Origin of the sequence: Novosphingobium sp. LASN5T (assembly GCF_003856955.1) — a bacterium.
Taxonomy (GTDB): Bacteria; Pseudomonadota; Alphaproteobacteria; order Sphingomonadales; family Sphingomonadaceae; genus Novosphingobium.
In genome coordinates this window covers 71,717-98,379 of the sequence record NZ_RQSI01000014.1, presented here as the reverse complement: position 1 = coordinate 98,379, position 26,663 = coordinate 71,717, and the positions used below count along the sequence as shown (strand labels likewise).

Sequence of the window (26,663 nt, the reverse complement as noted above, 5' to 3'; positions counted from 1 at the left end):
GTCACACGATGCCCAAGCGTATCCTTATCGGGACCGTGGTCTCCGACAAGACCGACAAGACCGTGGTCGTGAAGGTCGAGCGCAAGGTGAAGCACCCGCTCTACGGGAAGATCATCCGCCGCTCGAAGAAGTATCACGCCCATGACGAGGCGAATGCCTACAAGACCGGTGAAACGGTGCGGATCGAAGAGACCGCGCCGGTTTCCAAGCTGAAGACCTGGAAGGTTATCGAACGGGTCCAGGCCGGCAAGGGCACCGCCGTCGAAGCGGACGTCTAAGAGCAGCGACAATTTTGGAACTGCCGGACTGGTTCCGGCAAGCCAGTGAGAAGGAACCGGATCAATGATCCAGATGCAATCCAATCTCGACGTCGCGGACAACAGCGGCGCGAAGCGCGTCCAGTGCATCAAGGTGCTGGGCGGGTCGAAGCGCCGTTTTGCCGGCGTCGGCGACATCATCGTGGTGTCGGTGAAGGAAGCGCAGCCGCGCGCCCGCGTGAAGAAGGGTGACGTGCACCGCGCCGTTATCGTTCGCACGAAGAAGGACGTGCGCCGTCCCGACGGCAGCGTGATCCGCTTCGACAGCAACGCCGCCGTGCTCGTCGGCAAGAACGAAGAGCCGATCGGCACGCGTATCTTCGGCCCCGTGGTGCGCGAACTGCGTGGCCGCGGTTTCATGAAGATCATCTCGCTCGCTCCGGAGGTGCTGTAATGGCTGCCGCCAAGATCAAGAAGGGTGACAGCGTCGTCGTCCGCTCGGGCAAGGACAAGGGCCGCACCGGTACGGTGCTCCAGGTTCTCCCGAAGGAAGACAAGATCGTCGTTGCCGGCGTGAACATCGCCGCGCGTCACCGCAAGCCGAGCCAGCAGAACCCGCAGGGTGGCATCGATCGCCGTGAAGCGCCGATGCACATCTCGAAGGTTGCCATCGCCGACAAGGACGGCAAGCCGACCCGCGTTCGTTTCGAAACGAAGGACGGCAAGAAGGTCCGCGTCGCCGTGAAGTCCGGGGAGACGATCGATGGCTGACAAGTACGTTCCGCGCCTGAAGACGAAGTACGCCGACGAGATCGCCAAGGCGATGCAGGCGAAGTTCGGCTACAAGAACGCGCTCGAAATCCCGAAGATCGAGAAGATCACGCTCAACATGGGCGTCGGCGAAGCGAGCCAGGACAAGAAGAAGGTCCAGACCGCCGCCGCGGAAATGGAGCTGATCGCCGGCCAGAAGCCCGTGATCACCAAGGCGAAGAAGTCGATCGCGCAGTTCAAGCTGCGTGAAGGCATGCCGATCGGTTGCAAGGTTACCCTGCGCCGCGAACGCATGTACGAATTTCTCGACCGCCTGGTCACCATCGCGATGCCCCGTATCCGCGACTTCCGTGGTCTGAACCCGAAGTCGTTCGACGGTCGCGGCAACTACGCGATGGGTCTGAAAGAGCAGATCATCTTCCCCGAGATCAGCTACGATCAGATCGAGAAGGTGCGTGGCATGGACATCATCGTCACCACCACCGCCAAGACGGACGAAGAAGCGCGCGAACTGCTGCGTCTTTTCGGTTTCCCGTTCCCGCAGGAAGCTGCTGAACAGCAGCAGGCCGCCTGAGCCAGAATTTAGGAAGAGCTTAAGTCCATGGCGAAACTGAGTTCGATCAACAAGAACGAGAAGCGCAAGAAGCTCGTTCAGAAGTATGCGGCCAAGTATGCCGCGCTGAAGGCCCAGGCCGACGACGAAGCGCTCGACGAAACCGAGCGCCTGATCGCGCGCCTCAAGATGGCGGAACTGCCGCGCAACGCGAACCCGACCCGGGTGCGCAACCGCTGCAACACCACCGGCCGCCCGCGTGGCTACTACCGCAAGTTCGGCCTGTGCCGCGTCGAGCTGCGCGACCTCGCCAACAAGGGGCTTATCCCCGGCGTGACCAAGTCGAGCTGGTAAGGATCATCCGATGGCATTGACCGACCCCCTGGGTGATATGCTCACCCGCATCCGCAACGGCCAGCAGGCGAAGAAGGATTCCGTCCTTTCGCCCGCGTCGAAGCTGCGCGCCCACGTGCTCGAGGTTCTTCAGCGCGAAGGCTACATCCGTGGCTTCAGCGAAGACAACACGGGTCTGCACCCGCAGCTTCGCATCGAGCTGAAGTATTTCGAGGGCCAGCCCGCGATCAAGCACGTGGCCCGTGTCTCCAAGCCTGGCCGCCGCGTCTATTCGGGTTCCAAGGAACTTCCGGTGGTGCGCAACGGCCTTGGCATCACCATCGTCTCGACGCCGCGTGGCGTGCTCTCGGATGCCGAGGCGCGCGCTGCCAACGTCGGTGGCGAAGTGCTGGCGGAGGTGTTCTGATGAGCCGCATCGGCAAAAGGCCGGTGACGATCCCGAGTGGCGTCACCGCGAACATCGCGGACGGCGTGCTGACCGTGAAAGGCCCCAAGGGCACGCTCACGCTCTCGCTGCGCGACGAAATCAGCTACACGGTGGAAGGCGACGCCATCATCGTGAAGCCGGCGAACGACACCAAGCACGCGCGCGCCTTCTGGGGCATGCAGCGCACGCTGGTCGATAACCTCGTCACGGGTGTGACCCAGGGCTATACCAAGGTTCTGGAAATCACCGGTGTCGGCTATCGCGCCAACTCGCAGGGCAAGAACCTGAAGCTGCAGCTCGGCTACAGCCACGATGTCGATTTCGCCGTGCCGGAAGGCATCGAGATCAAGACCCCGGATAACACCACGGTCGAAATCTCGGGCATCGACAAGCAGAAGGTCGGCCAGGTAGCCGCCGAGATCCGCCGCTGGCGCAAGCCCGAGCCGTACAAGGGCAAGGGCATCAAGTACCGCGGCGAGTACATCTTCCGCAAGGAAGGGAAGAAGAAGTAATGGCCAAGCTGTCTCTCTTCGATCGCCGCCGTCGCCGCGTCCGCACCGCGCTCAAGGCGCGCTCCGGTGGGCGTCCGCGCCTTTCGGTGCACCGCTCGGGTCGCCACATCTACGCCCAGATCATCGACGATGCCGCCGGCCGCACGCTGGCCGCCGCTTCGACGCTGGTGAAGGGCGAGAAGTCGATCGGCGCCAACGTCGATGCCGCAGCCAAGGTCGGCAAGGAAATCGCCGAGAAGGCGAAGGCCGCCGGCATCACCACCGTCGTGTTTGATCGCGGCGGCTTCCTGTTCCATGGCCGCGTCAAGGCGCTGGCTGACGCTGCCCGCGAAGGCGGCCTGGAGTTCTGAGCATGGCTGACGAAACCAACCTGGAAGGCGCAGCCGTCGCCGTCGAAGCCGGCGCTGGCGCCGGTGAGCAGCGTGAAGGTCGTCGCGGCCGTGGTCGTGGCGGTGAGCGTGGTGAACGCGGCGATCGTGGCGGCCGTGGCCGTCGCGACGACCGTCGCGGTCGTGGCAACAACGAGGAAGAAGGTGGCGAGGAGCTGATCGAAAAGCTCGTCCACATCAACCGCGTTTCCAAGACCGTGAAGGGCGGCAAGCGCTTCGGCTTCGCCGCGCTGGTCGTGGTCGGCGACGGCAAGGGCCGTGTCGGCTTCGGTCATGGCAAGGCGCGCGAAGTGCCCGAAGCCATCACCAAGGCCACCGCTTCCGCCAAGAAGAAGATGGTCCGCGTTCCGCTGAAGGAAGGCCGCACCCTGCACCATGACGGCAAGGGCCGTTTCGGCGCGGGCAAGGTCAACGTCCGTTCGGCTCCGGCCGGTACCGGCATCATCGCCGGCGGCCCGATGCGCGCTGTCTTCGAAAGCCTGGGCGTTCACGACGTGGTGACCAAGTCGGTCGGCACCTCGAACCCCTACAACATGATCCGCGCCACCTTCGACGCGCTGACCGACCAGACTTCGCCGAAGTCGGTCGCGCAGCGTCGTGGCAAGAAGGTCGCCGACCTGCTCGGTCGCGGTGGCGCCAGCGCGGTGGAGGCGGAAGCCGCCGCCGAAGCCATCGTGGAGTAAGAGACATGGCGAAGATCAAGATCAAGCAGATCGGTTCGCCGATCCGCCGCCCGGAAAGCCAGAAGAAGATTCTGGTCGGTCTGGGTCTCGGCAAGATGCACCGCGTGGTCGAGGTGGAAGACACCGCCGAAGTCCGTGGCGCGCTGGCCAAGCTGCCGCACATGGTGGCAGTGGTCGACTGAGCCAAGGGTTCAGGCGAACGCAATCAGGAAGCCCCGGTGGAAACGCCGGGGCTTTTTGTTTGGCGATCTTGTCGTGGCGCGCGACCCACCCCCGACCCCTCCCGCAAGCGGGAGGGGAGCGAGACTTGCGTCGGCGTAGGCGGCGCCAGTCGCAGCGGGGTGGGCTTTCCGCGCTTGATGGTTTGCAGCGGCAAGCCGGGGAGCAGATTTGCGGGGTGACAAGCCCCGCCGCTTCGCCTATGCGCGCCCATTCCATCAAGCGCGACTCAAAGCGAAAGCGAGTGCAAGACATGACCAAGCTGAACGATCTTCGTGACAACAATGGCGCCCGCAAGGGCCGGATGCGCGTCGGACGCGGCATCGGTTCGGGCAAGGGCAAGACCGCCGGCCGCGGCCAGAAGGGCGCCAAGGCGCGTTCGGGCGTTTCGATCGCCGGTTTCGAAGGCGGCCAGATGCCGCTGCACATGCGCCTGCCGAAGCGTGGCTTCAACAACATCTTCGCCAAGGACTATGCCGAGGTGAACCTGGGCCTGATCCAGAAGGCGATCGAGGCGGGCAAGCTCGATGCCGGTTCGGTGGTCGATCACGCCGCGCTCAAGGGCGCTGGCCTGGCCCGTGGCGGCAAGGACGGCGTGCGCCTGCTGGGCAAGGGCGAGTTCTCGGCCAAGGTCAGCTTCAAGGTGGCCGGCGTCAGCAAGGGCGCCAAGGAAGCCGTTGAAAAGGCCGGTGGTTCGGTCGAAGTGATCGTCAAGGCCGCTCCGGCCGCCTGATTTTATCGCTTGTTCCGGGCGCGGGGGTTCTTGCATCCCCGCGCCCGCACTATATGGGCTTGCTCATAAGGTGAAGCGGGCCGGTTTTTCAGTCCGGCGCCACAGCGAGGCTTGAAACCCGAAATGGCATCACGCGCCGATAACATTGCCAGCAACCTCAACCTGGCCAACTTCTCGAAGGCGACCGAGCTCAAGAACCGCATCTGGTTCACGATCGGCGCGCTGATCGTCTTCCGCTTCCTCAGCTTCGTGCCGCTGCCGGGGGTGAACCCGCTGATCCTGGAATCGCTTTACGACCAGACGCGCGGCGGCATCCTCGATATCTTCAACGCCTTCTCGGGCGGTTCGCTGCAGCGCATGAGCCTGATCGCGCTGGGGGTGATGCCCTATATCACCGCCTCGATCGTGGTGCAGCTGGCGGCGTCGCTCCATCCGGCGCTGGCCGCGCTGAAGAAGGAAGGCGAAAGCGGGCGCAAGAAGCTGAACCAGTACACCCGCTATGGCGCGGTGTTCCTGACGGCGGTGCAGGGCTGGTTCCTCGCATCGGGCCTCGAAGCCTATGGCGCGTCGAGCGGGTTGCAGGCGGTGGTCAACCCCGGCTACCTGTTCCGCGTGGGCGCGGTGGTCAGCCTGATCGGCGGCACGATGTTCCTGCTGTGGCTGGGCGAACAGATCACTTCGCGCGGGATCGGCAACGGTGTTTCGCTGATCATCATGGCCGGCATCGTCGCGCAGATGCCCAAGTTCATCTCGAACCTGTTCGAAGGCGGGCGCACCGGCTCGATCTCGCCCTTCGTGATCGCGGGCGTCACCGTCATGATCCTCGCGCTCGTGGTGATGATCTGCTTCATGGAGCGCGCCACGCGGCGCCTGCTGATCCAGTATCCCAAGCGCGCGACGCAGCGCGGCATGATGAACGCCGATCGCAGCCACCTGCCGCTGAAGATCAATACCGCCGGCGTCATTCCGCCGATCTTCGCCAGCTCGCTGCTGCTGCTGCCGCTGACCATCACGCAGTTCGCCGGCAACGCGCTGAAGCCGGATTCGGTGATGGGCAAGGTGGTGATCGCGCTGAACCAGTACCTGGGCCACGGCAAGCCGCTGTATATGCTGCTCTATGCGCTGGGCATCATCTTCTTCAGCTTCTTCTACACCGCCGTGGTGTTCAACCCCGAGGAAACCGCCGACAACCTGAAGCGCAACGGCGGCTTCATCCCCGGCATCCGTCCGGGCAAGAACACCGCGAACTACCTCGATTACGTGCTGACCCGCATCACTGTGCTGGGCGCTGCCTATATTACTATCGTCTGTGTTGTGCCCGAATACATCATGGCCGAAACGGGCATGGGCACGTTGTTCTTTGGCGGCACGAGCCTGCTGATCGTGGTCAACGTGACCGTGGACACGATCACGCAGATCCAGTCGCACCTGCTGGCGCACCAGTATGGCGACCTGATCAAGAAGGCCAAGCTGAAGGGACGCCTGCGCTGAGCAGCCTCGGCTGCTCGGAGAGGTGCAGAAAAGGGGGAATGCCGAAGTGAACATCATCCTGCTGGGGCCGCCGGGAGCGGGCAAGGGCACGCAAGCGCAGCGCTTGGTCGAGCGCCATGGCATGAAGCAGCTTTCGACCGGCGACATGCTGCGCGCCGCGGTCAAGGCCGGCACGCCGGTGGGGCTGAAGGCCAAGGCCGTGATGGAAGCCGGTGAGCTGGTGTCGGACGAGATCGTCTCCGCACTGATCGGCGACGAGCTGGACGCGATGCCGGCGGGGCAGGGCGCCATCTTCGACGGCTATCCGCGCACCGCGCCGCAGGCGGAATCGCTGGACGCCATTCTCGCCAGCCGGGGCCGCGCGCTGGATCATGTCATCGAACTGGAAGTGAACGAGGACGCGCTGGTCGAGCGCATCACCGGCCGCTACACCTGCGCGACGTGCGGCAAAGGCTATCACGACAAATTCGAGCAGCCCAAGGTCGCCGGCACCTGCGACAAGTGCGGGGGGCACGAGTTCAAGCGCCGCCCCGACGACAACGAGGAAACCGTCCGCACGCGCATGGCCGAATACCGCGCCAAGACCGCGCCGATCCTGCCGATCTACGAGGCGCGCGGCATCGTTTCGCGCGTGGACGGCATGGCCGAAATGGACGCCGTAACGGCCGCTATTGAGGCGATTCTCAAGAACGGATAGACTGGCGCTGACGGGACTAGGCTGAGAGGCAAGCCAAGGGGGGCGCCTGTGCGGAATACGGTTCTGGTAGGCGCCTTGCTGGCGGGTGCGATCGCCACGCCGGCATCAGCCGAAGTGACGGCGCAGTCCGACGTCGGCTTCGTGATCCGCGAAGTGGCCGACGTCGCCGCCACGCCAGCCGAAACGTGGCGCGCCATGACTACGCCCGGCGCCTGGTGGTCTTCGGCCCACACCTTTTCCGGCAGCGGGGCCAACCTTTCGCTCAGCCCGACCGTGGGCGGCTGCTTCTGCGAGCGTTTTCCTCCGCCCAAGGGCGCACCGGCTACGCAGCAGGCCGGCGGCGTGCAGCACATGCGCGTGATCTACGTCGAGCCGAACCGCGTGCTGCGGCTGAGCGGCGCGCTCGGGCCGCTCCAGTCGGAGGCGCTGACAGGCACGCTGACCATGGCTTTGCGCGCGACCGACACGGGCACGCACATCACCTGGGAATACGTCGTCGGCGGGTACATGCGCTACAAGGTCGATCAGATCGCGCCGGCGGTGGACCGGATGCTGGCGGAGCAGATTTCGCTGCTGGCCGCGCATATCGCCAAATCGACGACTCCGGCTGCTCCTCCTGCCGCTGCGCCAAAGCCTGGCAAGGCGCCCACCGCACAACCCGCGAAGGCAGCTGCGGCGCCTGCGCCCGCCGCGCCCGCGCCAGCAGCGCCGGGCGGTGACGATGCGGCCAACGATGCCGCCCGGGCGGCGTTCGATGCCGCGTTGAAGAAGGCACCGCCGAAGCGGCAGGGCACGCCGCCGCGGCACTGACCCGCCTGTGCGCGCGCGCTCTTTTGCCCGCGCGAAAAACGGCTAATGTCCCGGAAACAAAAGCGCGACTCGGGCTGAACCGGGGCAGGCGCGACACGGGCCGCAGGCGTGTTCCGAAGCCAGCCAACCAGGCATGGCGCAAGGGGAGAAGACCGTGGCCGTTTCCGATCATGTTGACCTGCCGACCTTCATGGAAGGCGTCAAGAAGCGCAACCCCTACCAGCCGGAGTTCGTCCAGGCGGTGCAGGAGGTTGCGGAGGACATTTTCGATTTCATCGCCGACAAGGAAGAATACCACGCGCAGCAGATCCTGCGCCGGATCGCCGAGCCGGACCGGGTGGTCTCGTTCCGGGTCTGCTGGGAGGACGACAACGGCAACATCCGCGTCCAGCGTGGCTGGCGCGTGCAGAACAACAACGCGATCGGCCCCTACAAGGGCGGCATCCGCTTTCACCCTTCGGTGACCGAATCCGTGCTGAAGTTCCTGGCGTTCGAGCAGACCTTCAAGAATGCCCTGACCGGGCTGCCGATGGGCGGCGGCAAGGGTGGGTCGAACTTCAACCCCAAGGGCAAGAGCGTGCGCGAGATCATGCGCTTCTGCCAGAGCTTCATGACCGAGCTCTATCGCCACATCGGCGCCGACGTGGACGTGCCGGCGGGCGACATCGGCGTGGGCGGCCGCGAAATCGGTTTCATGTTCGGCCAGTACAAGCGGATCACCAACAACTTTACCGGTGTGCTGACCGGCAAGGGGCTGGAATGGGGCGGATCGCTGATCCGCACTGAGGCGACGGGCTATGGCGCGGTCTATTTCCTGGCCAACATGCTGGCGACGAAAGGCGAAGACCTTGTCGGCAAGACGGCGGTGATCTCGGGATCGGGCAATGTCGCCACCCACGCCGCAGAAAAGATCGTCCAGCTGGGCGGCAAGGTGCTGACGCTGTCCGATTCGGGCGGCTTCATCCACGATCCGGACGGGATCACCCAGGAAAAGATCAACTGGGTCAAGACGCACAAGACTCACCGCCGGGGCCGCATCCAGGACTATGTGGAGGCGTTCCCGGCCGCGACGTTCCACGAAGGAAAGACGCCGTGGGGCGTGCCGTGTGACGTCGCGCTGCCCTGCGCCACGCAGAACGAACTGCTGGGTGAGGACGCGAAGACGCTGATCGCCAACGGGTGCCGCGCCGTGTCGGAAGGCGCCAACATGCCGACCGACCTTGACGGCGTGCACGTGTTCAAGGCGGCGAAGATCCTCTACGCCCCCGGCAAGGCGTCCAACGCCGGCGGCGTCGCGGTTTCGGGGCTGGAAATGAGCCAGAATTCCGAACGCCGAGCGTGGAAGGAAGACGAGCTGCAGCAGATGCTGAAGGACATCATGGCCGGCATCCACAGCTCGTGCCTTGCCTATGGCGATCAGGGCGGCGGCTATATCGACTATGTGAAGGGCGCGAACATCGCCGGCTTCAAGAAAGTGGCCGATGCGATGCTGGCGTTCGGCGTCGTCTGAAGCGGAACGGGCGGCGTCGCCGGGGGATGCCGCCTTTCCATGGGTGCGTCAAACAGGCGTGGTGGTCAGGAAGCCGAAACCCAGCCGCTCTGCCCCTTCTTGAGCACAACCACGAACTGCTGCGTGATCGGCGCGCTCGATCCCGGCGGGGTGGAGGTCACCTGCACGGTGCAGGCATAGGCGCCGTCCGGGCTGTTGGCGGCGTTGCACGGGCCGCTGGAGGCGACAGTCGCGCGCGCCGCGGCCGTGATCAGCGCTTCGCGGGCATGGGCTTCCAGCGACGGCGGCAGGCCTGCGACCATCTGTTCACGCGCTACCTTCTCGACATCGGCCGAAGCCGGCCCACCGAACAGGCTGCAGGCGGCGAGCAGCAGCGCGGTCGCTATAAGGATAACGCGTATCAAGTCATGCCTCCCACCGGTATTCCGTTTTCCAGTTCCCCGTCACGGGCGCCGTCGCGAAACCGCATTCCGACGCGAAAGGGCCGTGCCGGAAGCGGTGCAGCCTTCCGAATCGCGCCCGGGGAACGGTGACCGGATCATAAACCGGAACGGACCTTGTGATTGTAAAAGCTTGTAAATTGGGATCTCACATGGCCGAACCGGAGGTGCGCGACCGCAGGGCGATCGGCTTCCTTTGACCTCGGACCCGGTCTTGGCTATGATGCTTGTCACAGCAGCTTCGCGTGGTGGCATGATCGTGTCATGCCTTGTTCCGCGCGCGCAGCTTTCTGTTGACGCGGCTTGCGAATCCGCCTAAGCGCGCCTTTCACTCGATTTCAGGGAGACGTCCGGCAAGCGCGAACAAGACTGCGCTGTCCGGGCTTTTTGCCGTTGAGCGGGTGAAACGCGATGAGATGGGGGTTGCGGCCGGATCGGCTCCTCCCCTGTGGAGCAGGAGAAACAAGTGGCTCGTATTGCCGGGGTCAACATCCCCACCAACAAGCGTGTTATCGTTGCGCTGACTTACATTCACGGTATCGGCCCGTTCAAGGCGAAGCAGATCGCCGACAAGCTGGGCATTGATCACAGCCGCCGCGTACAGGATCTGTCGGACGCCGAAGTGCTCCAGATCCGTGAAACGATCGACGCTGAACACACCGTGGAAGGCGATCTCCGTCGCGAAACCGCGATGAACATCAAGCGCCTGATGGACCTGGCCTGCTATCGCGGCCTGCGTCACCGCAAGGGCCTGCCGGTCCGCGGCCAGCGCACGCACACGAACGCCCGCACCCGCAAGGGCAAGGCCAAGCCGATCGCCGGCAAGAAGAAGTAAGATCGCGCCTTACAAGGCAGATCTTCCAACGGTTTCTCGACAGGATTTCAAGAAATGGCTCGCGAACCTCAGCGTATCAAGCGGCGGGAGCGCAAGAACATCACCAGTGGTGTCGCGCACGTCAATGCCAGCTTCAATAACACCATGATCACCATCACCGACGCCCAGGGCAACGCCATAAGCTGGTCCTCGGCCGGCATGATGGGCTTCAAGGGCAGCCGCAAGTCGACGCCCTATGCCGCGCAGGTTGCGGCGGACGACGCGGGCAAGAAGGCCGCCGAACACGGCGTCCGCACGCTCGAAGTCGAAGTGAAGGGCCCGGGTTCGGGTCGCGAAAGCGCGCTGCGCGCGCTGCAGGCGGTCGGCTTCACGATCACCGCGATCCGCGATGTGACGCCGATCCCGCACAACGGCGTTCGTCCGTCGAAGCGCCGTCGCGTCTGATCCTGCCCTTGGCGGCGCGTCACGGTACCTGACGCGCCCGCCCAATTCCGATCGGTCCGCGGCTCCCTCAGTCGACGACCGGCGTCCCGACAAACCCCAGGGGAATTCCATGACTGTCAACATCAAGAACTGGCAGGAACTGAAGAAGCCCAACAATCTCGAGATCAAGCCCGGCTCTGATCCGAAGCGCCGTGCGACGTTCGTCGCCGAGCCGCTCGAGCGTGGCTTCGGCCTGACGCTCGGCAATGCGCTTCGCCGCGTGCTGCTCTCGTCGTTGCAGGGTGCTGCCGTTACCTCGATCAAGATCGAGAACGTGCTGCACGAGTTCTCGTCGCTCGCCGGGGTGCGCGAGGACGTGACCGACATCGTGCTCAACGTGAAGCAGATTGCGCTGAAGATGCAGGGCGAAGGCCCGAAGCGTCTCCAGCTTTCGGCGACCGGACCGGGCGAAGTGAAGGCCGGCGACATCGCCGTGACCGGCGACATCGAGGTGATGAACAAGGATCTCGTGATCTGTCATCTCGACGAAGGCGCGACCTTCAACATGGAACTGACGTGCGATACCGGCAAGGGCTATGTCCCCGCCGTGTCGAACCGTCCGGCCGACGCGCCGATCGGGCTGATCCCGATCGACTCGCTCTATTCGCCGGTACGCCAGGTTTCCTACAAGGTCGACAACGCCCGTATCGGCCAGGAGCTTGACTTCGACAAGCTGAGCCTGACGGTCGAAACCGACGGCACCGTGACGCCGGAAGACGCCGTGGCCTATGCCGCGCGCATCCTGCAGGACCAGCTGGCGCTGTTCGTCCACTTCGACGATCAGGTGCCGACCGGCCACGTGCCCGCGATGGCCGGCCTTGCTGCGCACACGCCGGAAGAGAACGACGCCAACCAGCTCAACCGCTACCTGCTCAAGAAGGTGGACGAACTGGAGCTGTCGGTGCGTTCGGCCAACTGCCTCAAGAACGACAACATCATCTACATCGGCGATCTGGTCCAGAAGACCGAGGCCGAGATGCTGCGCACGCCGAACTTCGGCCGCAAGTCGCTCAACGAGATCAAGGAAGTCCTGTCGTCGATGGGCCTGCGCCTTGGCATGGACATCCCCGGCTGGCCGCCGGAAAACATCGAGGAAATGGCCAAGAAGCTCGAACAGGAGCTGCTGGGCTAAGCACGTCGCCCCGGCACAACGCCGGGGCTTCGTTGCATGGGGCAATGGGCGGCGCCCCGCAATGGCCGCCTGGATCGGGGTACCTGATACGGCCCCCCTACGAACGGAGAAAGAAACATGCGTCATAAGCTGGGCCAGCGGAAGCTGGGTCGTACCTCGTCCCACCGCATCGCGCTGCTGCGCAACCTGTCTGCCTCGCTGATCAAGCACGAGCAGATCACCACCACGCTGCCGAAGGCGCGCGAACTGCGTCCCTATATCGAAAAGCTGATCACGCTGGCCAAGAAGGGCGGCCTTTCCAACCGTCGCCTTGCCCACGCCCGTCTGCTGGACGATGCGCAGCTGGTGAAGCTGTTCGACGTGCTGGCCACCCGCTATGCTGATCGCAACGGCGGCTATACCCGCATCATCAAGGCCGGTTACCGCGCTTCGGACGCCGCGCCGATCGCCGTGATCGAACTGATCGACCGTGACACCTCGGCCAAGGGCCAGGATTCCGGCCCGGTCATCACGGCCGACGAGGACGAATACGAAGCCGCCTGATCGCGCTTCGCGTCATCGCAAAACAGGAAAACGGGCGGGGCCAGGTGGCTTCCGCCCGTTTTCTTATGTTGCTGCCCTGCGGTTGGCCTTGCCGCAAGGGCGCGGCGAATTACGTTGGAGGTCCGGTTCCGGACAGAGATAACGAGGGCGCATGGCGAAGATTGGCACAGCAGGGCTTTTCGTATCGGCGACCGCGCTCGCGCTCGGGACCGTACCACTCTTCACCGCACAGGCTGCCTCCGTGACATCCCAGACTCCCGTTCTTCCCGCCTATCCCGCCACGGCACGCGGCCCCGTCGTCGACGAGGCCTTCGGCGAGAAGGTGCCCGATCCCTATCGCTGGCTGGAGGCGGATGTTCGCACCGATGCGGCGGTGGAGCAGTGGGTGGCCGCGCAAAGCGCGTTCACCGCCGCCTATCTCGCGCAATTGCCCGAGCGCGCGGCGTTCGAGACGCGGTTGCACGCCCTGTTCGATTACCAGCGCTATGGCGTGCCGGTGGAAGAGGGCGGCCGGCTGTTCTATGCCTATAACAGCGGGTTGATGAACCAGGCGCAGCTGCTGGTGCGCGACAAGGATGCGCCGGCGGACACCGCCCGCGTGCTGCTCGATCCGAACACCTGGGCAAAGGACGGGGCGACCGCGCTCGATGCGTGGAAGCCTTCGCCGGATGGCAACCTGCTGGCCTATACGGTGCAGGACGGCGGTTCGGACTGGCGCACGCTGAAATTCGTGCGGGCGGCGGACGGGTCATCGCTGGCCGATGAGCTGCGCTGGGTGAAGTTCAGCGGGATCGCCTGGGCGGGCGACGACGGCGTGCTCTATTCGCGCTTTCCCGAACCGAAGCAGGGCGCGGCCTTCCAGGCGCTGAACTACGACCAGACGATCTATTACCACAAGCTGGGCACGCCCCAGTCGCAGGACCGGGCGGTTTATGCGACGCCGGACCGCCCCAAGCTGGGGCACGGCGCCAGCGTGACCAGCGACGGGCGCTGGATGGTCGTGTCGAGCCATGAAGGCACCGACCCGCTGGCGATCGTGCATGTCGCGCCGATCGGCCGGGGCGACTGGACCGTGAAGCCGCTGGTGCCGGACCTGAAGGCGCAGTGGGACCTGATCGATGGCGTGGGCGACCGGCTGTGGTTCGTTTCGGGCGATGGCGCGCCGCTCAAGAAGATCGTGCGGGTGGACCTGTCCGGGCCCGAGCCGGTGTTCACGACCGTGGTGCCCGAAAGCGACAGCAATCTCGAATGGGCGCATATCGTGGGCGACCGCATCGTCGCGGCCTATCTCAAGGACGTGAAGTCCGAATTGCGACTGTTCACGCTCGATGGAAAGCCGCTGGGCACGGCGACGCTGCCGGGGCCGGGCACGGTGGCGGGGTTGAGCGGCAAGCCGGGGCGGGCCAACGGCTACCTCGCCTTCACCAGCTTTACCACGCCGGGCACGGTCCATGCGTTCGACAGCGCAAGCGGCAAGACGGCGGTGTGGCAGCCGGTGAAGCTCACGTTCCGGCCGGAAGACTACCGCATCGACCAGGTGTTCTACCCGTCGAAGGACGGCACGAAAGTGCCGATGTTCGTGGTGCGGCGCAAGGATGCCAGCGGGCCGGTGCCGACGATCCTCTACGGCTATGGCGGCTTCAACATCGGCCTGCCGCCCGCCTATTCCGCCGCGCGCATGGCGTGGCTCGAAAGCGGCGGGGCCTATGCCGTGGCGAACCTGCGCGGCGGCGGCGAATATGGCGATGCCTGGCACGATGCCGGCCGGCGCGCGAAGAAACAGAACGTGTTCGACGATTTCATCGCGGCCGGCGAATGGCTGATCGCCAACGGTGTGACGCCCAAGAACGGCCTGGCCATCGAGGGTGGCTCCAACGGCGGGTTGCTGGTGGGCGCTGTGGTCAACCAGCGGCCCGACCTGTTCGCCGCGGCCCATCCGGCGGTGGGCGTGATGGACATGCTGCGCTTCGACCAGTTCACCGCTGGGCGCTATTGGGTGGATGACTATGGCTATCCGGAAAAGGAAGCCGACTGGCGCGTGCTGCGCGCCTATTCCCCCTACCACAACATCCGCGCGGGCGCGGCCTATCCGGCGATTCTGGTGACCACCGCCGATACCGACGATCGCGTGGTGCCGGGGCACAGCTTCAAGTACGCGGCGGCGTTGCAGGCGGCGGACATCGGGCCGAAGCCGCACCTGATCCGCATCGAAACGCGCGCCGGGCACGGATCGGGCAAGCCGGTGGCCAAGCAGATCGAGGAAACCGCGGACGTCTATGCCTTCCTGGCGCACTGGACGGGCCTGTCACCCCGGCCATAACCGGTGCAAATCGCGCTCGCCTTGGCGCCGTGGTCGGTGCTAGGTTGTTGAAACAAGCAGATAGACATTCTGCGCAATACGTTTGGGAGCAGGACACAGGATCATGCCGCGCGTGCCACGCCTCTGGCTGGGTGCCGTGTTGGCGCTTCTTTCCCCGGCGGCATGGGCAGCCGGCGGCAGCGCCAGCGACGGTATCGATATGGACGTTGCGCCCGTCCATGCCGAGCATGCGCCCGTGCCGCCCGCGCGGCTGGTTCTGCCCAAAGCCGCCTACCCCGTCACCCGGCGCGATCCGCTGGTCGAGCATGTCTTCGGGCAGGACGTGGCCGATCCCTATCGCTGGCTGGAAGGGGACTTGCGCAGCAACGGCGATGTGGCCGATTGGGTAAAGCGCCAGAACGCGACGAGCGCGGCCTACCTGGCGCAACTGCCGGGGCGCGGCGCGATGGAAGCCCGCATCCGCGCGCTGTTCAACTTCGAGCGCTTCAGCTTGCCGCGCAAGGCGGGGCGCAACTATTTCTATCTGCGCAACGGTGGCTTGCAGAACCAGTCCGCCCTCTATGTGCAGGGTGCGGAGGACAAGCAGGGGCGCTTGCTGATCGATCCCAACGGCTGGTCGAAGGACGGGGCGGTGGCGCTCGATGCCTGGGTGCCTTCGCGCGGCGGGCGCCTGCTGGCCTACACGGTGCAGGAAGACGGCAGCGACTGGCGCACGGTGCGCGTTGTTGATGTCGAAAACGGCAAGGTGCTGGGCGACAGGCTGGACTGGGCCAACGACACGCAGATCGGCTGGATCGGCGACGAGGGCTTCCTCTATTCCCGGTTCCCGCAGCCGCCGGCCGGGGAAGAATACCGCGCGCCCACCTACAACAAGGCGATCTGGTATCATCGCGTGGGCACGCCGCAGGCGGAGGACCAACTGGTCTATGCCACCCCCGATCATCCCGAGTGGTCGCACAAGGCCATGGTGAGTTCGGACGGGCGCTGGGCGGTCATCACCAGCGAGATCAGCACCCTGCCGCGCCACGCCGTCCATGTGATCGACCTGCGCCATCACGTGAAGGGCGAATGGCCGGTCCGCGCGATCGTCCCCGATTTCGAACACGACTGGAAGTTCGTGGAAGGCATGGGGGACCGGCTGTGGTTCATCACCAATGCCGGCGCCCCGCATTACCGCATGACGCGGCTGGATCTGTCGCGCGAGACTCCCGCCTGGCAGGAGGTGATCCCGGAGCGGACCGACACGCTCGACAGCGGGGCCATCATCGGCAACCGCCTGATCCTGTCCTACCTGCATGACGGTGCGCGGACGGCGATGGTTACCGATTTCGCCGGGCGTCCCTCGCGCGCGATCACGCTCGACACGATCGGATCGGCCAGCGGGTTCGTGGGTCGACCTGGCGATCCCGAGACGTTCTACCAGTTCTCCAGCTTCAACCAGCCTCCGGCGATCTTCCGCTTCGACATGCGTTCGGGCAAGGCGACGCCGTTCATCATGCCGCGCCTGGCCTTCAACCCGGCGGACTACGTGGTGGAGCAGCGCACCTATCCGTCGAAGGACGGCACGATGGTGCCGATGTACATCGTGCGCAGCAAGGCGCTGGCGCAGGCCAACAAGGCCGCGCCCACGCTGCTCTACGGCTATGGCGGCTTCGACATTTCGCTGACGCCGGGCTTTTCGGCGGTGCGGATGGCGTGGCTGCAATCGGGCGGGGTGTTTGCGCTGGCCAACATTCGCGGGGGCGGGGAGTTCGGCAAGGCCTGGCATGACGCAGGAAGGCTGGACCGGAAGCAGAACAGCTTCGACGATTTCATCGCCGCGGGCGAATACCTGATCCGCCAGGGCATCACCCCGCGTGACGGGCTGGCGGTGCAGGGCGGCTCCAACGGCGGGTTGCTGGTGGGCGCGGTGGTCAACCAGCGGCCCGACCTGTTCGCGGCGGCCAACCCCGATGTGGGGGTGATGGACATGCTGCGGTTCGACCGGTTCACGTCGGGCCGGTTCTGGGTGGACGACTACGGCAGCCCTGAAAAGGAAGCGGACTGGCGCGTGCTGCGCGCCTATTCGCCCTATCACAACGTGCACAGTGCGGCTTACCCGGCGGTGCTGGTGACCACGGCGGATACCGACGACCGGGTCGTTCCCGCGCACAGCTTCAAGTATGTTGCCGCGCTGCAGGCCAGCGATACCGGCGACAAGCCGCATCTGCTGCGGGTGGAAAGCAAGGCCGGCCACGGATCGGGCAAGCCGGTGGAGAAGATCATCGCTTCCGGCGCGGACGTGCTTTCGTTCCTAGCCTACTGGACGGGACTGAAGGTGGAATAGCCGCCAGCGGAGGCGAAAACCGCGATGCGCCCTTGCGGGCTGGGCGCAGGCTCATTATCCGCTTCGGGAAAGACCGAAGGGACTTACTGGCCATGACGATGTTTGACGATCGCGAGCGCGCCGAAGAAGCGAAGTTCGCGCGTGACGAGGAAACGCTGTTTCGCATTCATGCGCGGCGCAACCGCCTGCTGGGGCAGTGGGCGGCCGAACGCATGGGTCTCGATGCCGCCGAAACCGAAGCCTATGCCAAGTCCGTCGTCCAGGCGGATTTCGAGGAAGCCGGTGACGAGGACGTGATCCGCAAGCTGCTGGGCGATCTGGTATCGGCCGGAGTCGAAACCGACGAGGCCGAAATCCGCGCGGCGATGGACGCCAAGGCGGTGGATGCTCGCCGACAGCTGATGGGCGAAGCCTGATGGCGATGGCGGCGGCCGAGATCGAGGCGATGATCCGCGCCGCGCTGCCGGATGCAGAGGTGACCATCACCGATCTTGCCGGCGATGGCGATCACTATGCCGCCCATGTCGTGTCGCCTTCGTTCCAGGGGTTGTCGCGCGTGGCCCAGCACAAGGCGGTCTATGCCGCGCTGGGTGGCCGCATGGGCGGTGTGCTGCACGCCTTGCAATTGACCACGGCCGCCGCCTGAACGCAGAACCTGCGCAAAGGCGCTTGTAACTGGCGACCGCAGTTCCCAGTTTGAGCGGCGAGAAAGGAATTCCTCCGCCATGTCGACCCAGAATGCCACACAGGCCCGTATCGCCGAGATCGTGAACGGCAATGACGTCGTCCTTTTCATGAAGGGCACGCCGCTGTTTCCGCAATGCGGATTTTCCAGCAAGGCCATCGCCATCCTCGATCACCTGGGCGTGGAATACGCCAGCGTCGACGTGTTGCAGGACATGGAAGTCCGCCAGGGCATCAAGGAGTTTTCGGATTGGCCGACGATTCCTCAGCTTTACGTCAAGGGCGAGTTCGTTGGCGGCTCGGACATCATGATGGAAATGTTCCAGGACGGTGAATTGCAGCAGCTTTTGCAGGATTCGGGCGTTTCCGCGCAGTAACGCGGTTTCGCCAATCCGATCGGGCGTTTGCGCGGCAAATGTAAAATTCACCGACAGATCGTTTTACATCGGTTGGCAATCGAATGAACGCGGCTCCATCTCCGGATGGACCGCGTTTTTTTATGCCGATGTCGTCGGTGCGGGAGCCCCGGGAAGAGGCGGAACCCTTGGGAGACCAGGTCGGGTTCCGCCCCTCAAGAAGACTATTCTCGGGACATCTCTCCATAAGCACGACCCGTGCCAGTTTTCAAATTCCCTTGAAAATGGAGGTTTTGGCACGATGCGCCGTCTCCCATTTCGCTCCATTGTCAAGGTTTCCGACACCCCCGAGAAAAGGGGCAGCTTGGCAAGCCGCGGTGGCACGAGCATGATGCTGCAAAACACGCGCGGGATGGCTGGGATTGCATGGAAGATTTCGACGACGCCGATAATTTGCCTCTCGCCATTCCGGCAGCAACGCTGGTGGTGTTCCGCCGCGACCCGGCCGGCGGCGCGGCGCAGGTGCTGCTGCTCGAACGCTCCGGCGCGATGCGGTTCGCGGGCGGCGCCACGGTCTTTCCCGGTGGAAGGATCGACCGGGCGGACTACGATCTGGCGGAGCGTGTTCGCAGCGATCTCGATCTGGACGATGCCGCCGCACGCGTGGCGGCGATCCGCGAGACGCTGGAGGAATCCGGGCTGGCCATCGGCGTTGTCGGAAACGTGACGGCGGAGACGGCGGTGGCCGCACGCCGGATGCTGATCGAACGGGGCGCGCTGGCGCCGGTGCTGGAGGCGTTCGGCTGGCAGCTCGCGCTCGACCGGCTGACCCCGTTTGCGCGTTGGTTGCCGAAGCACCGCGCGCCCCGCATCTTCGACACGCGCTTCTATATTGCCGACCTGGGAACCGGGGCGGTGGACGTGGCGGTCGATGCCACGGAAAATACGCACCTGTTCTGGGCCAGCGCGCGCGAGGCGCTGCGGCTGGCGGATCTGGGCGAAATTCAGGTGATCTTCCCGACGCGGCGCAATCTGGAACGGCTGGCCCAGTTCGACGACTTTGCGGCGTGCCTCGAACACGCGCGGGCGACACCGGTGGTCACGATCACGCCGGCGGTCGCCGTGCGCGATGGGGCGAGATGGCTGACCATCCCTGAGGACGCGGGGTATCCGGTCCACGCGGAGCCGATCGACAGCGCGATGCGCGGTTAGCGGCCTGCGTATATGTCCGTAGGGTTGGCGCGGAGGGGGCTCATAGGCAAACGGGCGCATCAAGCAGGCATATTGCGGATTGGAGACCGCCTATGCCAGCCGAATGCCAACACCCGTTCGATATGTCCCTCCCGTCCACCGAAGGCGAACGCGCGCCGGACGTTGATCTTACCTCCGCTGCGTGGCACCGTCACGGTGCGCGCGTCGCGCTTGTGGCGGTGCGCGCCACCGCGCCGCTGATGCTGTCGCTCACGCTCTGGGCCATCGTCGGCTGGGCGGTGTGGAAGGGCGGTTGACCAGCGGCGACGCCGGACAGATTCAGCCGATCGCGCTGTCGCAGGCCAGCCGCAGGGCGGACCGGGCATCATCGCGCTGCGTCTTGCCATCTATCAGGCCGATGCGGCGGCGGAAGTCGTATCCGTCGAGCGGCACGGCGACGACGCCTTCGCAGCGGAGCGATTCCGGCGCCGTGGTCACGCCCATGCCGGCGCGCACCATCGCCATGCAGCGGTCGTCGTTGGCGCTGCGCAGCAGGAAGCGGGGCCGCACCCCGCGCTGCGTGAAGAAGCGGCTGGTTTCGGCAAGCAGTTCGCAGGACCGGCGCGCGATCATGGTTTCGCTCGCCAGTTCGGCCGGATCGAGCGTCGCGCGCCCCGCCAGGCGGTGGCTTGCCGGCAGCATCATGCGATAGCCTTCGTCGATGACGGACGCGGCATCCTCGCCTTCGCGCAGCAGGGTCAGCGCGGCGTCGATCTGCCCTTCGCCCAGCTTGCGCCGCAGTTCGGCATCGCTCCCTTCGGTCAGCACCAGCGGTTCCGGCCCGGCGAAGCGCGCGCTCAACCGGGTCAGGAAGGCTGTCGGCAACGATGCGAGGATGCCCAGTCGCAGCGGCGGGGCGAGGTCGGCCTCGCTGCGCAGGCTGGCCTCGGCCAGCCGGAACTCCCGCTCGATGGCGCGGGCATGGGCCAGCAGGCGGTTGCCGGCCTCGGTCAATCGCACGTTGCGCCGGTCGCGCACGAACAGCGGCGCGCCGACCAGCCGCTCCAGCTCGGCAATGCCCACTGACAAGGTGGGCTGCGTCACGTTGACGCGCCGCGCGGCGGCGGTGAAGCCGCCGGTTTCCACGACCGCCAGGAACTGGCGCAGATGGGTGCGTTTCATCATAGATTTTATCTATCGAACTTCGCGCGATGTTTCAATTTCGCCGACGATATCATCGATGGTATCAAGGGGCGTGGGACAGGATGCGTGCGGCCTTTACCGGCCGCGCCTCGTCCCGTCGATTGCTGATGGCTGCGGGGTGCGCTGTCTCAGGCGTATCCGGGCAAGTCTTGGGAGGATGCCGTGCGCGCGACGCCTGATTTCGATTTCGGCCTGCCTGAAACCGCCCTGATGATCCGCGAAAGCGCCGCGCGCTTCGCCGACGAGAAGATCGCGCCGCTGGCGGCGAGGATCGACGCGGAGGACTGGTTCGCGCGCGAGCTGTGGCCGGCGATGGGCGAGCTGGGCCTGCACGGCATCACCGTGGAAGAGGAATGGGGCGGCCTGGGCCTCGGCTATCTCGATCACGTGATCGCGGTGGAGGAAGTGAGCCGGGCATCGGCCTCGATCGGCCTGTCCTATGGCGCGCATTCCAACCTTTGCGTCAACCAGATCCGCCGCTGGGGCACGGACGCGCAGAAGGCGAAGTACCTGCCGGGCCTGATCTCGGGCGAGCATGTCGGCAGCCTTGCCATGTCGGAAGCGGGCGCCGGGTCGGACGTCGTCGGCATGAAGCTGCGCGCCGATGCCACCTCGGGCGGCTATGTCCTCAACGGCACCAAGTTCTGGATCACCAACGCGACCTATGCCGATACGTTGGTGGTCTATGCCAAGACCGCGCCGGAATCGGGATCGCGCGGGATCACCGCCTTCCTGATCGAGAAGGACTTCGATGGCTTCTCGATCGGCCAGAAGATCGACAAGATGGGGATGCGCGGCTCGCCCACGGCGGAGCTGGTGTTCAACGACTGCTTCGTGCCCGAAGAGAACGTGATGGGGCCGCTGCACGGCGGCGTGGGCGTGCTGATGTCGGGCCTCGATTACGAGCGCGTCGTGCTGGCGGGCCTCCAGCTCGGCATCATGCAGGCCTGCCTCGATACGGTCATCCCCTATGTCCGCGAACGCAAGCAGTTCGGCAAGCCGATCGGCGCGTTCCAGCTGATGCAGGCCAAGATCGCGGACATGTACGTCGCGCTGCAATCGGCGCGGGCCTATGTCTATGCCGTGGCGCGCGCCTGCGATGCCGGGCAGACCACCCGTTTCGACGCGGCTGGCGCGATCCTGCTGGCCAGCGAGAACGCCTTCCGCGCGGCGGGCGAGGCGGTGCAGGCGCTGGGCGGGGCCGGCTATACCAAGGATTGGCCGGTCGAACGCTTCCTGCGCGATGCGAAGCTGCTCGACATCGGCGCCGGCACGAACGAAGTTCGCCGCATGCTGATCGGGCGGGAACTTATCGGGGCGCAGGGTTAGGGGGAGTGGCGATGGTGGCGGAGACTGCCGAAGACAAGAAGGCCGTGTTCCGACGGCTGATCGATTGCTACGCGCGGGCCGATGTGGATGCGATGGAGTCGCTGATCGCCCCCAGCTATCTGGGCCACACCTCCGCCGGGGACCGGGACTGGGCCGGGTTTCGCCAGAGCATCCTGAACTTCCATGCAATCTTCGACTACGCGCCAGATGCCTTCGTGATCGAGGACCAGTTCGCCGACGGCGACAAGGTGGCAACCCGCATGACGGCCCGTGTCCGCAGCCGCGAGAGCGGCGAGGCGATGACGATGATTGGCATCAACCTGGCGGTGATCCGGCATGGGCAAGTCTTCGAGGAATGGAACACCTGGGAAATGGTGCAATCGGCGGAGTCACTTTCGATGCAGGGTGCAGCATGAGCGGCCCCGTCCTCTCCTCCAATATCGACCTTTCCAGCCCCGAGGCGCAGGCGCGTGCCGCGCACAACCGCGCGCTGGCGCGGGACTTGCGCGATCGCGTGGCCCGCACGGCGCTGGGCGGCGATGCGCGATCGCGCGAGCGGCATGTCGCGCGGGGCAAGCTGCTGCCGCGCGATCGGGTGGAGCGGCTGCTCGATCCCGGATCGCCGCTGCTGGAACTGAGCCAGCTTGCCGCCGGCGGCCTCTATGGCGACGAGGTGCCGGGCGCCGGCGTGATTACCGCGATCGGCCGCGTATCGGGCCGCCAGTGCGTGATCGTGGCCAACGATGCCACGGTGAAGGGCGGCACGTACTATCCGCTGACGGTCAAGAAGCACCTGCGCGCGCAGGACATCGCGCGCCAGAACCGGCTGCCGTGCATCTATCTGGTCGATAGCGGCGGGGCCAACCTGCCACACCAGGCCGAGGTCTTTCCCGATCGCGATCACTTCGGCCGCATCTTCTTCAACCAGGCCAACATGAGCGCCGAGGGCGTGCCGCAGATCGCCTGCGTGATGGGCAGCTGCACGGCGGGCGGCGCCTATGTCCCGGCGATGTCGGACGAGACGGTGATCGTGCGCAAGCAGGGCACGATCTTCCTGGCCGGCCCGCCGCTGGTGAAGGCCGCCACCGGCGAGGAGATCAGCGCCGAGGATCTGGGCGGCGGCGATCTCCACGCGCGCAAGTCCGGCGTGGTCGATCATCTGGCCGAGAACGACGAGCACGCGCTGACCATCGTGCGCGACATCGTTTCGCATCTGGGATCGGCGGGGGATGCTGGCATCGCCCGCCGCGAACCGCGCCCGCCGAAGTACGATGCGGAAGAGCTCTACGCGATCGTGCCCGAGGACGTGCGCGCGCCCTACGATGTCCGGGAAGTGATCGCGCGGCTGGTCGATGGCAGCGAGTTTCACGAGTTCAAGGCCCACTACGGCACCACGCTGGTCTGCGGCTTCGCGCATATCTGGGGTATGCCGGTGGCGATCCTTGCCAACAACGGCGTGCTCTTTTCCGAAAGCGCGCAGAAGGGCGCGCATTTCATCGAACTGGCGTGCCAGCGCCGCATTCCGCTGCTGTTCCTCCAGAACATCTCGGGCTTCATGGTCGGCGGCAAGTACGAGGCTGAAGGCATCGCCAAGCACGGCGCGAAGCTGGTGACGGCTGTGGCCACCGCCAGCGTGCCCAAGATCACCGTGCTGATCGGCGGCAGCTTCGGCGCCGGCAATTACGGCATGTGCGGCCGCGCCTATGAGCCGCGCTTCCTGTTTTCCTGGCCCAACAGCCGGATCAGCGTGATGGGCGGCGAACAGGCCGCCGCGGTGCTCGCCACGGTCCATCGCGATGCCGCCACCTGGACGGCGGAGGAGGCCGAAGCGTTCAAGGCGCCGGTCCGCCAGAAGTACGAGGACGAGGGCAACCCGTGGTACGCCACCGCCCGCCTGTGGGACGATGGCGTGATCGATCCCGCCCAGACGCGCGACGTGCTCGGGTTGGCGCTGGCGGCAACGCTCGAAGCCCCGGTTGCGGAGGCGCCCCGCTTCGGGGTGTTCAGGATGTAATGGCCATGATCCAGTCCCTTCTCATCGCCAATCGCGGCGAAATCGCTTGCCGTGTCATCCGCACCGCGCGGGGCATGGGTATTCGCACGGTGGCGGTCTATTCCGACGCTGATGCCAAGGCGCTGCACGTGCGGCAGGCGGATGAGGCGGTGCATATCGGCCCGTCGCCGGCGCGCGAAAGCTACCTTGTGGGGGAAAAGATCATCGCCGCCGCCAGGGCCACCGGAGCGCAGGCGATCCATCCCGGCTACGGCTTCCTTTCCGAAAACGCCGAATTTGCCCAGGCGGTGCTGGACGCGGGCCTTGTATGGGTTGGCCCCAGGCCCGCCTCGATCACCGCGATGGGCCTCAAGGACGCGGCCAAGGCGCGCATGATCGCCGCCGGTGTGCCGGTGACCCCTGGCTATCTTGGCGAGGACCAGTCCGAGGCGCGGCTTCAGGCCGAGGCGGATGCCATCGGCTATCCCGTCCTGATCAAGGCCGTCGCGGGCGGGGGCGGCAAGGGTATGCGCCGGGTGGAGACGGCGGCGGACTTTGCCGAAGCGCTGGCCTCCTGCCGCCGTGAGGCGGCCGCGAGCTTCGGCGACGATCGCGTGCTGATCGAGAAGTACATCCTCTCCCCACGCCACATCGAGGTGCAGGTGTTCGGGGATAGCCACGGCAACGTCGTCCACCTGTTCGAACGCGATTGCTCGCTCCAGCGCCGCCACCAGAAGGTGATCGAGGAAGCCCCCGCGCCGGGCATGGACGAAGCGACGCGCGAGGCCGTGTGCAGCGCCGCCGTCCGCGCGGCCAAGGCGGTGGACTACGAAGGTGCCGGCACGATCGAATTCATCGCCGACGCCAGCGAAGGCCTGCGCGCCGATCGCATCTGGTTCATGGAAATGAACACGCGGCTCCAGGTCGAACATCCGGTGACGGAGATGATCACCGGCGTCGATCTGGTCGAATGGCAGTTGCGCGTGGCGAGCGGCGAACCGCTACCCAAACGGCAGGATCAGCTAAGGATCGACGGTCACGCCATCGAGGCGCGGCTCTACGCGGAAGATCCGGCCAAGGGTTCCCTGCCGAGCATTGGCAAACTGGAATACTTCCGGCTTCCCGAAAAGCTTGAGCCGTATGAATATCGCGGTGTCGACAACTGTTGGCACTGGAATGTGCAAGACGCCCGGTTGCGCATCGATACCGGCTATGAAGAAGGCGACGAGGTCACGCCCTTCTATGATCCCATGGTCGCCAAGCTGATTGCCCATGCGCCGGATCGCTTGAACGCAACGATTGGACTCACGAGCGCGGCTGGTGCAGTTCGTTGCTGGCCCGTCAAGACGAACGCATCGATGCTGCACGGACTGCTTGTCGAGCCGGACTTCCATAGGGTCCGGCTATCCACCGCCTTCATCGATGATCACCCTGATGTGATCCATGAGGATGAAGGGCCGGCTCAGTACGCACTGACCCGTGCGGCCGAATTGCTTGTTTCCTCCGATTTGCCACAGCGCCTTCAAGGTTTCCGCCTTAACGCACCGCGTGAAAGCCGGGTTTACCTCGACGCCGATGGGAAAGCTGTCGAAGGCGACATGGCTTGTGAGGTGCCCGAGATGCACGACATCTACGGTCCATCGGAGCGGGTGAACGATGTTGTCTTCGCCTCATGCGGAGGTCACACGCACCGAATCACGGTCCGCCAATCGCGGGGCACGAACACCCATCACGCCGGTGATGGCGCCATCCTCGCCCCCATGCCCGGCAAGGTGATCTCGGTCGATGTCGCGGCGGGCGACACGGTGGCCAAGGGCCAGAAGCTGCTGGTGCTGGAAGCGATGAAGATGGAACACGCGCTGACCGCGCCGTTCGACGGCACCGTGGCGGAGCTGACCGTCACCCCCGGCGCGCAAGTGCAGGTCGAGGCGCTGCTGGCGCGCGTGGAGCAGGAGGAAGGCTGATGGCCGGGCGCTTTTTCGACGAATGGCAGGTGGGTGATCGGATCGATCACGACATCCGCCGCACCGTGACCGAAACGGACAACCTGCTGTTCTCGACAATGACGCACAATCCGCAGCCGCTGCACATCGATCTGGAAGCGGCCAGGGCGAGCGAGTTCGGCCAGATCCTCGTCAACGGCACCTTCACCTTCGCGCTGATGGTCGGCCTGTCCGTGGGCGATACCACGCTGGGCACGCTGGTCGCCAACCTCGGCTATGACAAGCTGGTCATGCCCAAGCCGGTGTTCATCGGCGATACCATGCGCGCGACGAGCGAGGTGGCCGAGCTGAAGGAATCGAAAAGCCGGCCGGGCGCGGGCATCGTCACCTTCACGCACGAGCTGATCAACCAGCGCGACGAGGTGGTGTGCCGCTGCCTGCGCAGCGCCTTGCTCAAGAAGCGGCCGGCGTAAGGCGGT

The 26,663-nt window shown here is 65.4% G+C and carries 33 protein-coding genes; 31 read left to right on the top strand and 2 right to left on the bottom strand.

Annotated features, from left to right (window positions below; all coding sequences use genetic code 11):
* Positions 1–8: 8 nt before the first annotated feature.
* The 15 genes from rpsQ to gdhA all read left to right on the top strand — a co-directional run bounded on the left by rpsQ (position 9) and on the right by gdhA (position 9,406).
* Positions 9–278 (top strand): 30S ribosomal protein S17, encoded by a 270-nt coding sequence (gene rpsQ, locus EH199_RS11505; RefSeq protein ID WP_124809394.1) that lies wholly within the window; start codon positions 9–11, stop codon positions 276–278.
* 64 nt (positions 279–342) lie between these two features.
* Complete coding sequence (gene rplN / locus EH199_RS11500; protein WP_124809393.1) at positions 343–711, top strand: 50S ribosomal protein L14; 369 nt, start codon at positions 343–345, stop codon at positions 709–711.
* The gene (gene rplX / locus EH199_RS11495; protein WP_124809392.1) at positions 711–1,028 is read left to right on the top strand and encodes a 50S ribosomal protein L24; all 318 of its coding nucleotides are present in this window, start codon (positions 711–713) and stop codon (positions 1,026–1,028) included. Before rplN ends, rplX begins: the two co-directional genes overlap by 1 nt.
* Positions 1,021–1,602: a 50S ribosomal protein L5 gene (gene rplE / locus EH199_RS11490; RefSeq protein WP_124809391.1), complete on the top strand. Its 582-nt coding sequence runs from the start codon at positions 1,021–1,023 to the stop codon at positions 1,600–1,602. Before rplX ends, rplE begins: the two co-directional genes overlap by 8 nt.
* Before the next feature lie 27 nt (positions 1,603–1,629).
* The gene (gene rpsN, locus EH199_RS11485; RefSeq protein WP_124809390.1) at positions 1,630–1,935 is read left to right on the top strand and encodes a 30S ribosomal protein S14; all 306 of its coding nucleotides are present in this window, start codon (positions 1,630–1,632) and stop codon (positions 1,933–1,935) included.
* Positions 1,936–1,945: 10 nt separating this feature from the next.
* Complete coding sequence (rpsH, locus tag EH199_RS11480) at positions 1,946–2,341, top strand: 30S ribosomal protein S8 (RefSeq protein WP_124809389.1); 396 nt, start codon at positions 1,946–1,948, stop codon at positions 2,339–2,341.
* Positions 2,341–2,874: a 50S ribosomal protein L6 gene (gene rplF / locus EH199_RS11475; RefSeq protein WP_124809388.1), complete on the top strand. Its 534-nt coding sequence runs from the start codon at positions 2,341–2,343 to the stop codon at positions 2,872–2,874. Before rpsH ends, rplF begins: the two co-directional genes overlap by 1 nt.
* Positions 2,874–3,224 carry a 50S ribosomal protein L18 gene (gene rplR / locus EH199_RS11470; protein ID WP_124809387.1) on the top strand — a complete coding sequence of 117 codons (351 nt, stop codon included), beginning with the start codon at positions 2,874–2,876 and terminating at the stop codon, positions 3,222–3,224. The genes rplF and rplR overlap by 1 nt, the downstream gene beginning before the upstream one ends.
* A 2-nt stretch (positions 3,225–3,226) precedes the next feature.
* Positions 3,227–3,946 (top strand): 30S ribosomal protein S5, encoded by a 720-nt coding sequence (gene rpsE, locus EH199_RS11465; RefSeq protein WP_124809386.1) that lies wholly within the window; start codon positions 3,227–3,229, stop codon positions 3,944–3,946.
* A 5-nt stretch (positions 3,947–3,951) separates the two neighbouring features.
* Positions 3,952–4,128 (top strand): 50S ribosomal protein L30, encoded by a 177-nt coding sequence (rpmD, locus tag EH199_RS11460; protein WP_124809385.1) that lies wholly within the window; start codon positions 3,952–3,954, stop codon positions 4,126–4,128.
* 290 nt (positions 4,129–4,418) lie between these two features.
* Positions 4,419–4,898, top strand: coding sequence for a 50S ribosomal protein L15 (rplO, locus tag EH199_RS11455; protein ID WP_124809384.1), 480 nt, complete (start codon positions 4,419–4,421; stop codon positions 4,896–4,898).
* 123 nt (positions 4,899–5,021) lie between these two features.
* Positions 5,022–6,389, top strand: coding sequence for a preprotein translocase subunit SecY (gene secY, locus EH199_RS11450; RefSeq protein WP_124809383.1), 1,368 nt, complete (start codon positions 5,022–5,024; stop codon positions 6,387–6,389).
* 46 nt (positions 6,390–6,435) lie between these two features.
* A complete protein-coding gene (locus EH199_RS11445) occupies positions 6,436–7,086 on the top strand; it encodes an adenylate kinase (protein ID WP_124809382.1) in 651 nt (216 codons plus the stop codon).
* Positions 7,087–7,134: 48 nt separating this feature from the next.
* Positions 7,135–7,896 carry an SRPBCC domain-containing protein gene (locus EH199_RS11440; RefSeq protein ID WP_124809381.1) on the top strand — a complete coding sequence of 254 codons (762 nt, stop codon included), beginning with the start codon at positions 7,135–7,137 and terminating at the stop codon, positions 7,894–7,896.
* Between the two features lie 154 nt (positions 7,897–8,050).
* Positions 8,051–9,406 carry an NADP-specific glutamate dehydrogenase gene (gene gdhA / locus EH199_RS11435; protein WP_124809380.1) on the top strand — a complete coding sequence of 452 codons (1,356 nt, stop codon included), beginning with the start codon at positions 8,051–8,053 and terminating at the stop codon, positions 9,404–9,406.
* Positions 9,407–9,471: 65 nt separating this feature from the next.
* On the opposite strand, the gene EH199_RS11430 is transcribed toward gdhA, so the two are convergent.
* On the bottom strand, positions 9,472–9,810 hold the full coding sequence (locus EH199_RS11430; RefSeq protein ID WP_124809379.1) for a hypothetical protein: 339 nt from the start codon (positions 9,808–9,810) through the stop codon (positions 9,472–9,474).
* A gap of 502 nt (positions 9,811–10,312) precedes the next feature.
* Here EH199_RS11430 and rpsM point away from each other — a divergent pair.
* The 11 genes from rpsM (at position 10,313) to EH199_RS24395 (ending at position 20,033) form a co-directional block, all read left to right on the top strand.
* Entirely contained in the window at positions 10,313–10,681 is a 369-nt protein-coding gene (rpsM, locus tag EH199_RS11425) for a 30S ribosomal protein S13 (RefSeq protein ID WP_124809378.1), read from the top strand.
* 54 nt (positions 10,682–10,735) lie between these two features.
* On the top strand, positions 10,736–11,125 hold the full coding sequence (gene rpsK, locus EH199_RS11420; protein WP_008065643.1) for a 30S ribosomal protein S11: 390 nt from the start codon (positions 10,736–10,738) through the stop codon (positions 11,123–11,125).
* A gap of 109 nt (positions 11,126–11,234) precedes the next feature.
* Complete coding sequence (locus EH199_RS11415; protein WP_124809377.1) at positions 11,235–12,296, top strand: DNA-directed RNA polymerase subunit alpha; 1,062 nt, start codon at positions 11,235–11,237, stop codon at positions 12,294–12,296.
* A 117-nt stretch (positions 12,297–12,413) separates the two neighbouring features.
* Positions 12,414–12,839, top strand: coding sequence for a 50S ribosomal protein L17 (gene rplQ / locus EH199_RS11410; protein WP_124809376.1), 426 nt, complete (start codon positions 12,414–12,416; stop codon positions 12,837–12,839).
* A gap of 151 nt (positions 12,840–12,990) precedes the next feature.
* The gene (locus tag EH199_RS11405; RefSeq protein WP_124809375.1) at positions 12,991–15,159 is read left to right on the top strand and encodes a prolyl oligopeptidase family protein; all 2,169 of its coding nucleotides are present in this window, start codon (positions 12,991–12,993) and stop codon (positions 15,157–15,159) included.
* Between the two features lie 103 nt (positions 15,160–15,262).
* Positions 15,263–17,485 carry a prolyl oligopeptidase family protein gene (locus EH199_RS11400; protein WP_124809374.1) on the top strand — a complete coding sequence of 741 codons (2,223 nt, stop codon included), beginning with the start codon at positions 15,263–15,265 and terminating at the stop codon, positions 17,483–17,485.
* 92 nt (positions 17,486–17,577) lie between these two features.
* The gene (locus EH199_RS11395; RefSeq protein ID WP_124809373.1) at positions 17,578–17,901 is read left to right on the top strand and encodes a DUF1476 domain-containing protein; all 324 of its coding nucleotides are present in this window, start codon (positions 17,578–17,580) and stop codon (positions 17,899–17,901) included.
* Positions 17,901–18,131 (top strand): BolA/IbaG family iron-sulfur metabolism protein, encoded by a 231-nt coding sequence (locus EH199_RS11390; protein WP_124809372.1) that lies wholly within the window; start codon positions 17,901–17,903, stop codon positions 18,129–18,131. The genes EH199_RS11395 and EH199_RS11390 overlap by 1 nt, the downstream gene beginning before the upstream one ends.
* Before the next feature lie 79 nt (positions 18,132–18,210).
* A complete protein-coding gene (gene grxD / locus EH199_RS11385; RefSeq protein WP_124809371.1) occupies positions 18,211–18,546 on the top strand; it encodes a Grx4 family monothiol glutaredoxin in 336 nt (111 codons plus the stop codon).
* 405 nt (positions 18,547–18,951) lie between these two features.
* Positions 18,952–19,737 carry an NUDIX domain-containing protein gene (locus tag EH199_RS11380; RefSeq protein WP_190287234.1) on the top strand — a complete coding sequence of 262 codons (786 nt, stop codon included), beginning with the start codon at positions 18,952–18,954 and terminating at the stop codon, positions 19,735–19,737.
* Between the two features lie 92 nt (positions 19,738–19,829).
* A complete protein-coding gene (locus EH199_RS24395; RefSeq protein ID WP_124809370.1) occupies positions 19,830–20,033 on the top strand; it encodes a hypothetical protein in 204 nt (67 codons plus the stop codon).
* A gap of 22 nt (positions 20,034–20,055) precedes the next feature.
* On the opposite strand, the gene EH199_RS11370 is transcribed toward EH199_RS24395, so the two are convergent.
* The gene (locus EH199_RS11370) at positions 20,056–20,901 is read right to left on the bottom strand and encodes a LysR family transcriptional regulator (RefSeq protein WP_124809369.1); all 846 of its coding nucleotides are present in this window, start codon (positions 20,899–20,901) and stop codon (positions 20,056–20,058) included.
* Between the two features lie 180 nt (positions 20,902–21,081).
* Between EH199_RS11370 and EH199_RS11365 the strand changes: the two genes are divergently transcribed.
* The 5 genes from EH199_RS11365 to EH199_RS11345 are packed head-to-tail and all read left to right on the top strand — an operon-like array spanning position 21,082 to position 26,657.
* Positions 21,082–22,248: an isovaleryl-CoA dehydrogenase gene (locus EH199_RS11365; RefSeq protein WP_124809368.1), complete on the top strand. Its 1,167-nt coding sequence runs from the start codon at positions 21,082–21,084 to the stop codon at positions 22,246–22,248.
* Positions 22,249–22,259: 11 nt separating this feature from the next.
* Positions 22,260–22,664, top strand: a complete 405-nt coding sequence (locus tag EH199_RS11360) for an ester cyclase (protein ID WP_223806630.1) — start codon at positions 22,260–22,262, stop codon at positions 22,662–22,664.
* A complete protein-coding gene (locus EH199_RS11355; protein WP_124809366.1) occupies positions 22,661–24,262 on the top strand; it encodes a carboxyl transferase domain-containing protein in 1,602 nt (533 codons plus the stop codon). The genes EH199_RS11360 and EH199_RS11355 overlap by 4 nt, the downstream gene beginning before the upstream one ends.
* A gap of 5 nt (positions 24,263–24,267) precedes the next feature.
* Positions 24,268–26,205: an acetyl/propionyl/methylcrotonyl-CoA carboxylase subunit alpha gene (locus EH199_RS11350; protein ID WP_124809365.1), complete on the top strand. Its 1,938-nt coding sequence runs from the start codon at positions 24,268–24,270 to the stop codon at positions 26,203–26,205.
* Positions 26,205–26,657: a MaoC family dehydratase gene (locus tag EH199_RS11345; protein ID WP_124809364.1), complete on the top strand. Its 453-nt coding sequence runs from the start codon at positions 26,205–26,207 to the stop codon at positions 26,655–26,657. Before EH199_RS11350 ends, EH199_RS11345 begins: the two co-directional genes overlap by 1 nt.
* The last annotated feature ends 6 nt before the right edge of the window (positions 26,658–26,663 follow it).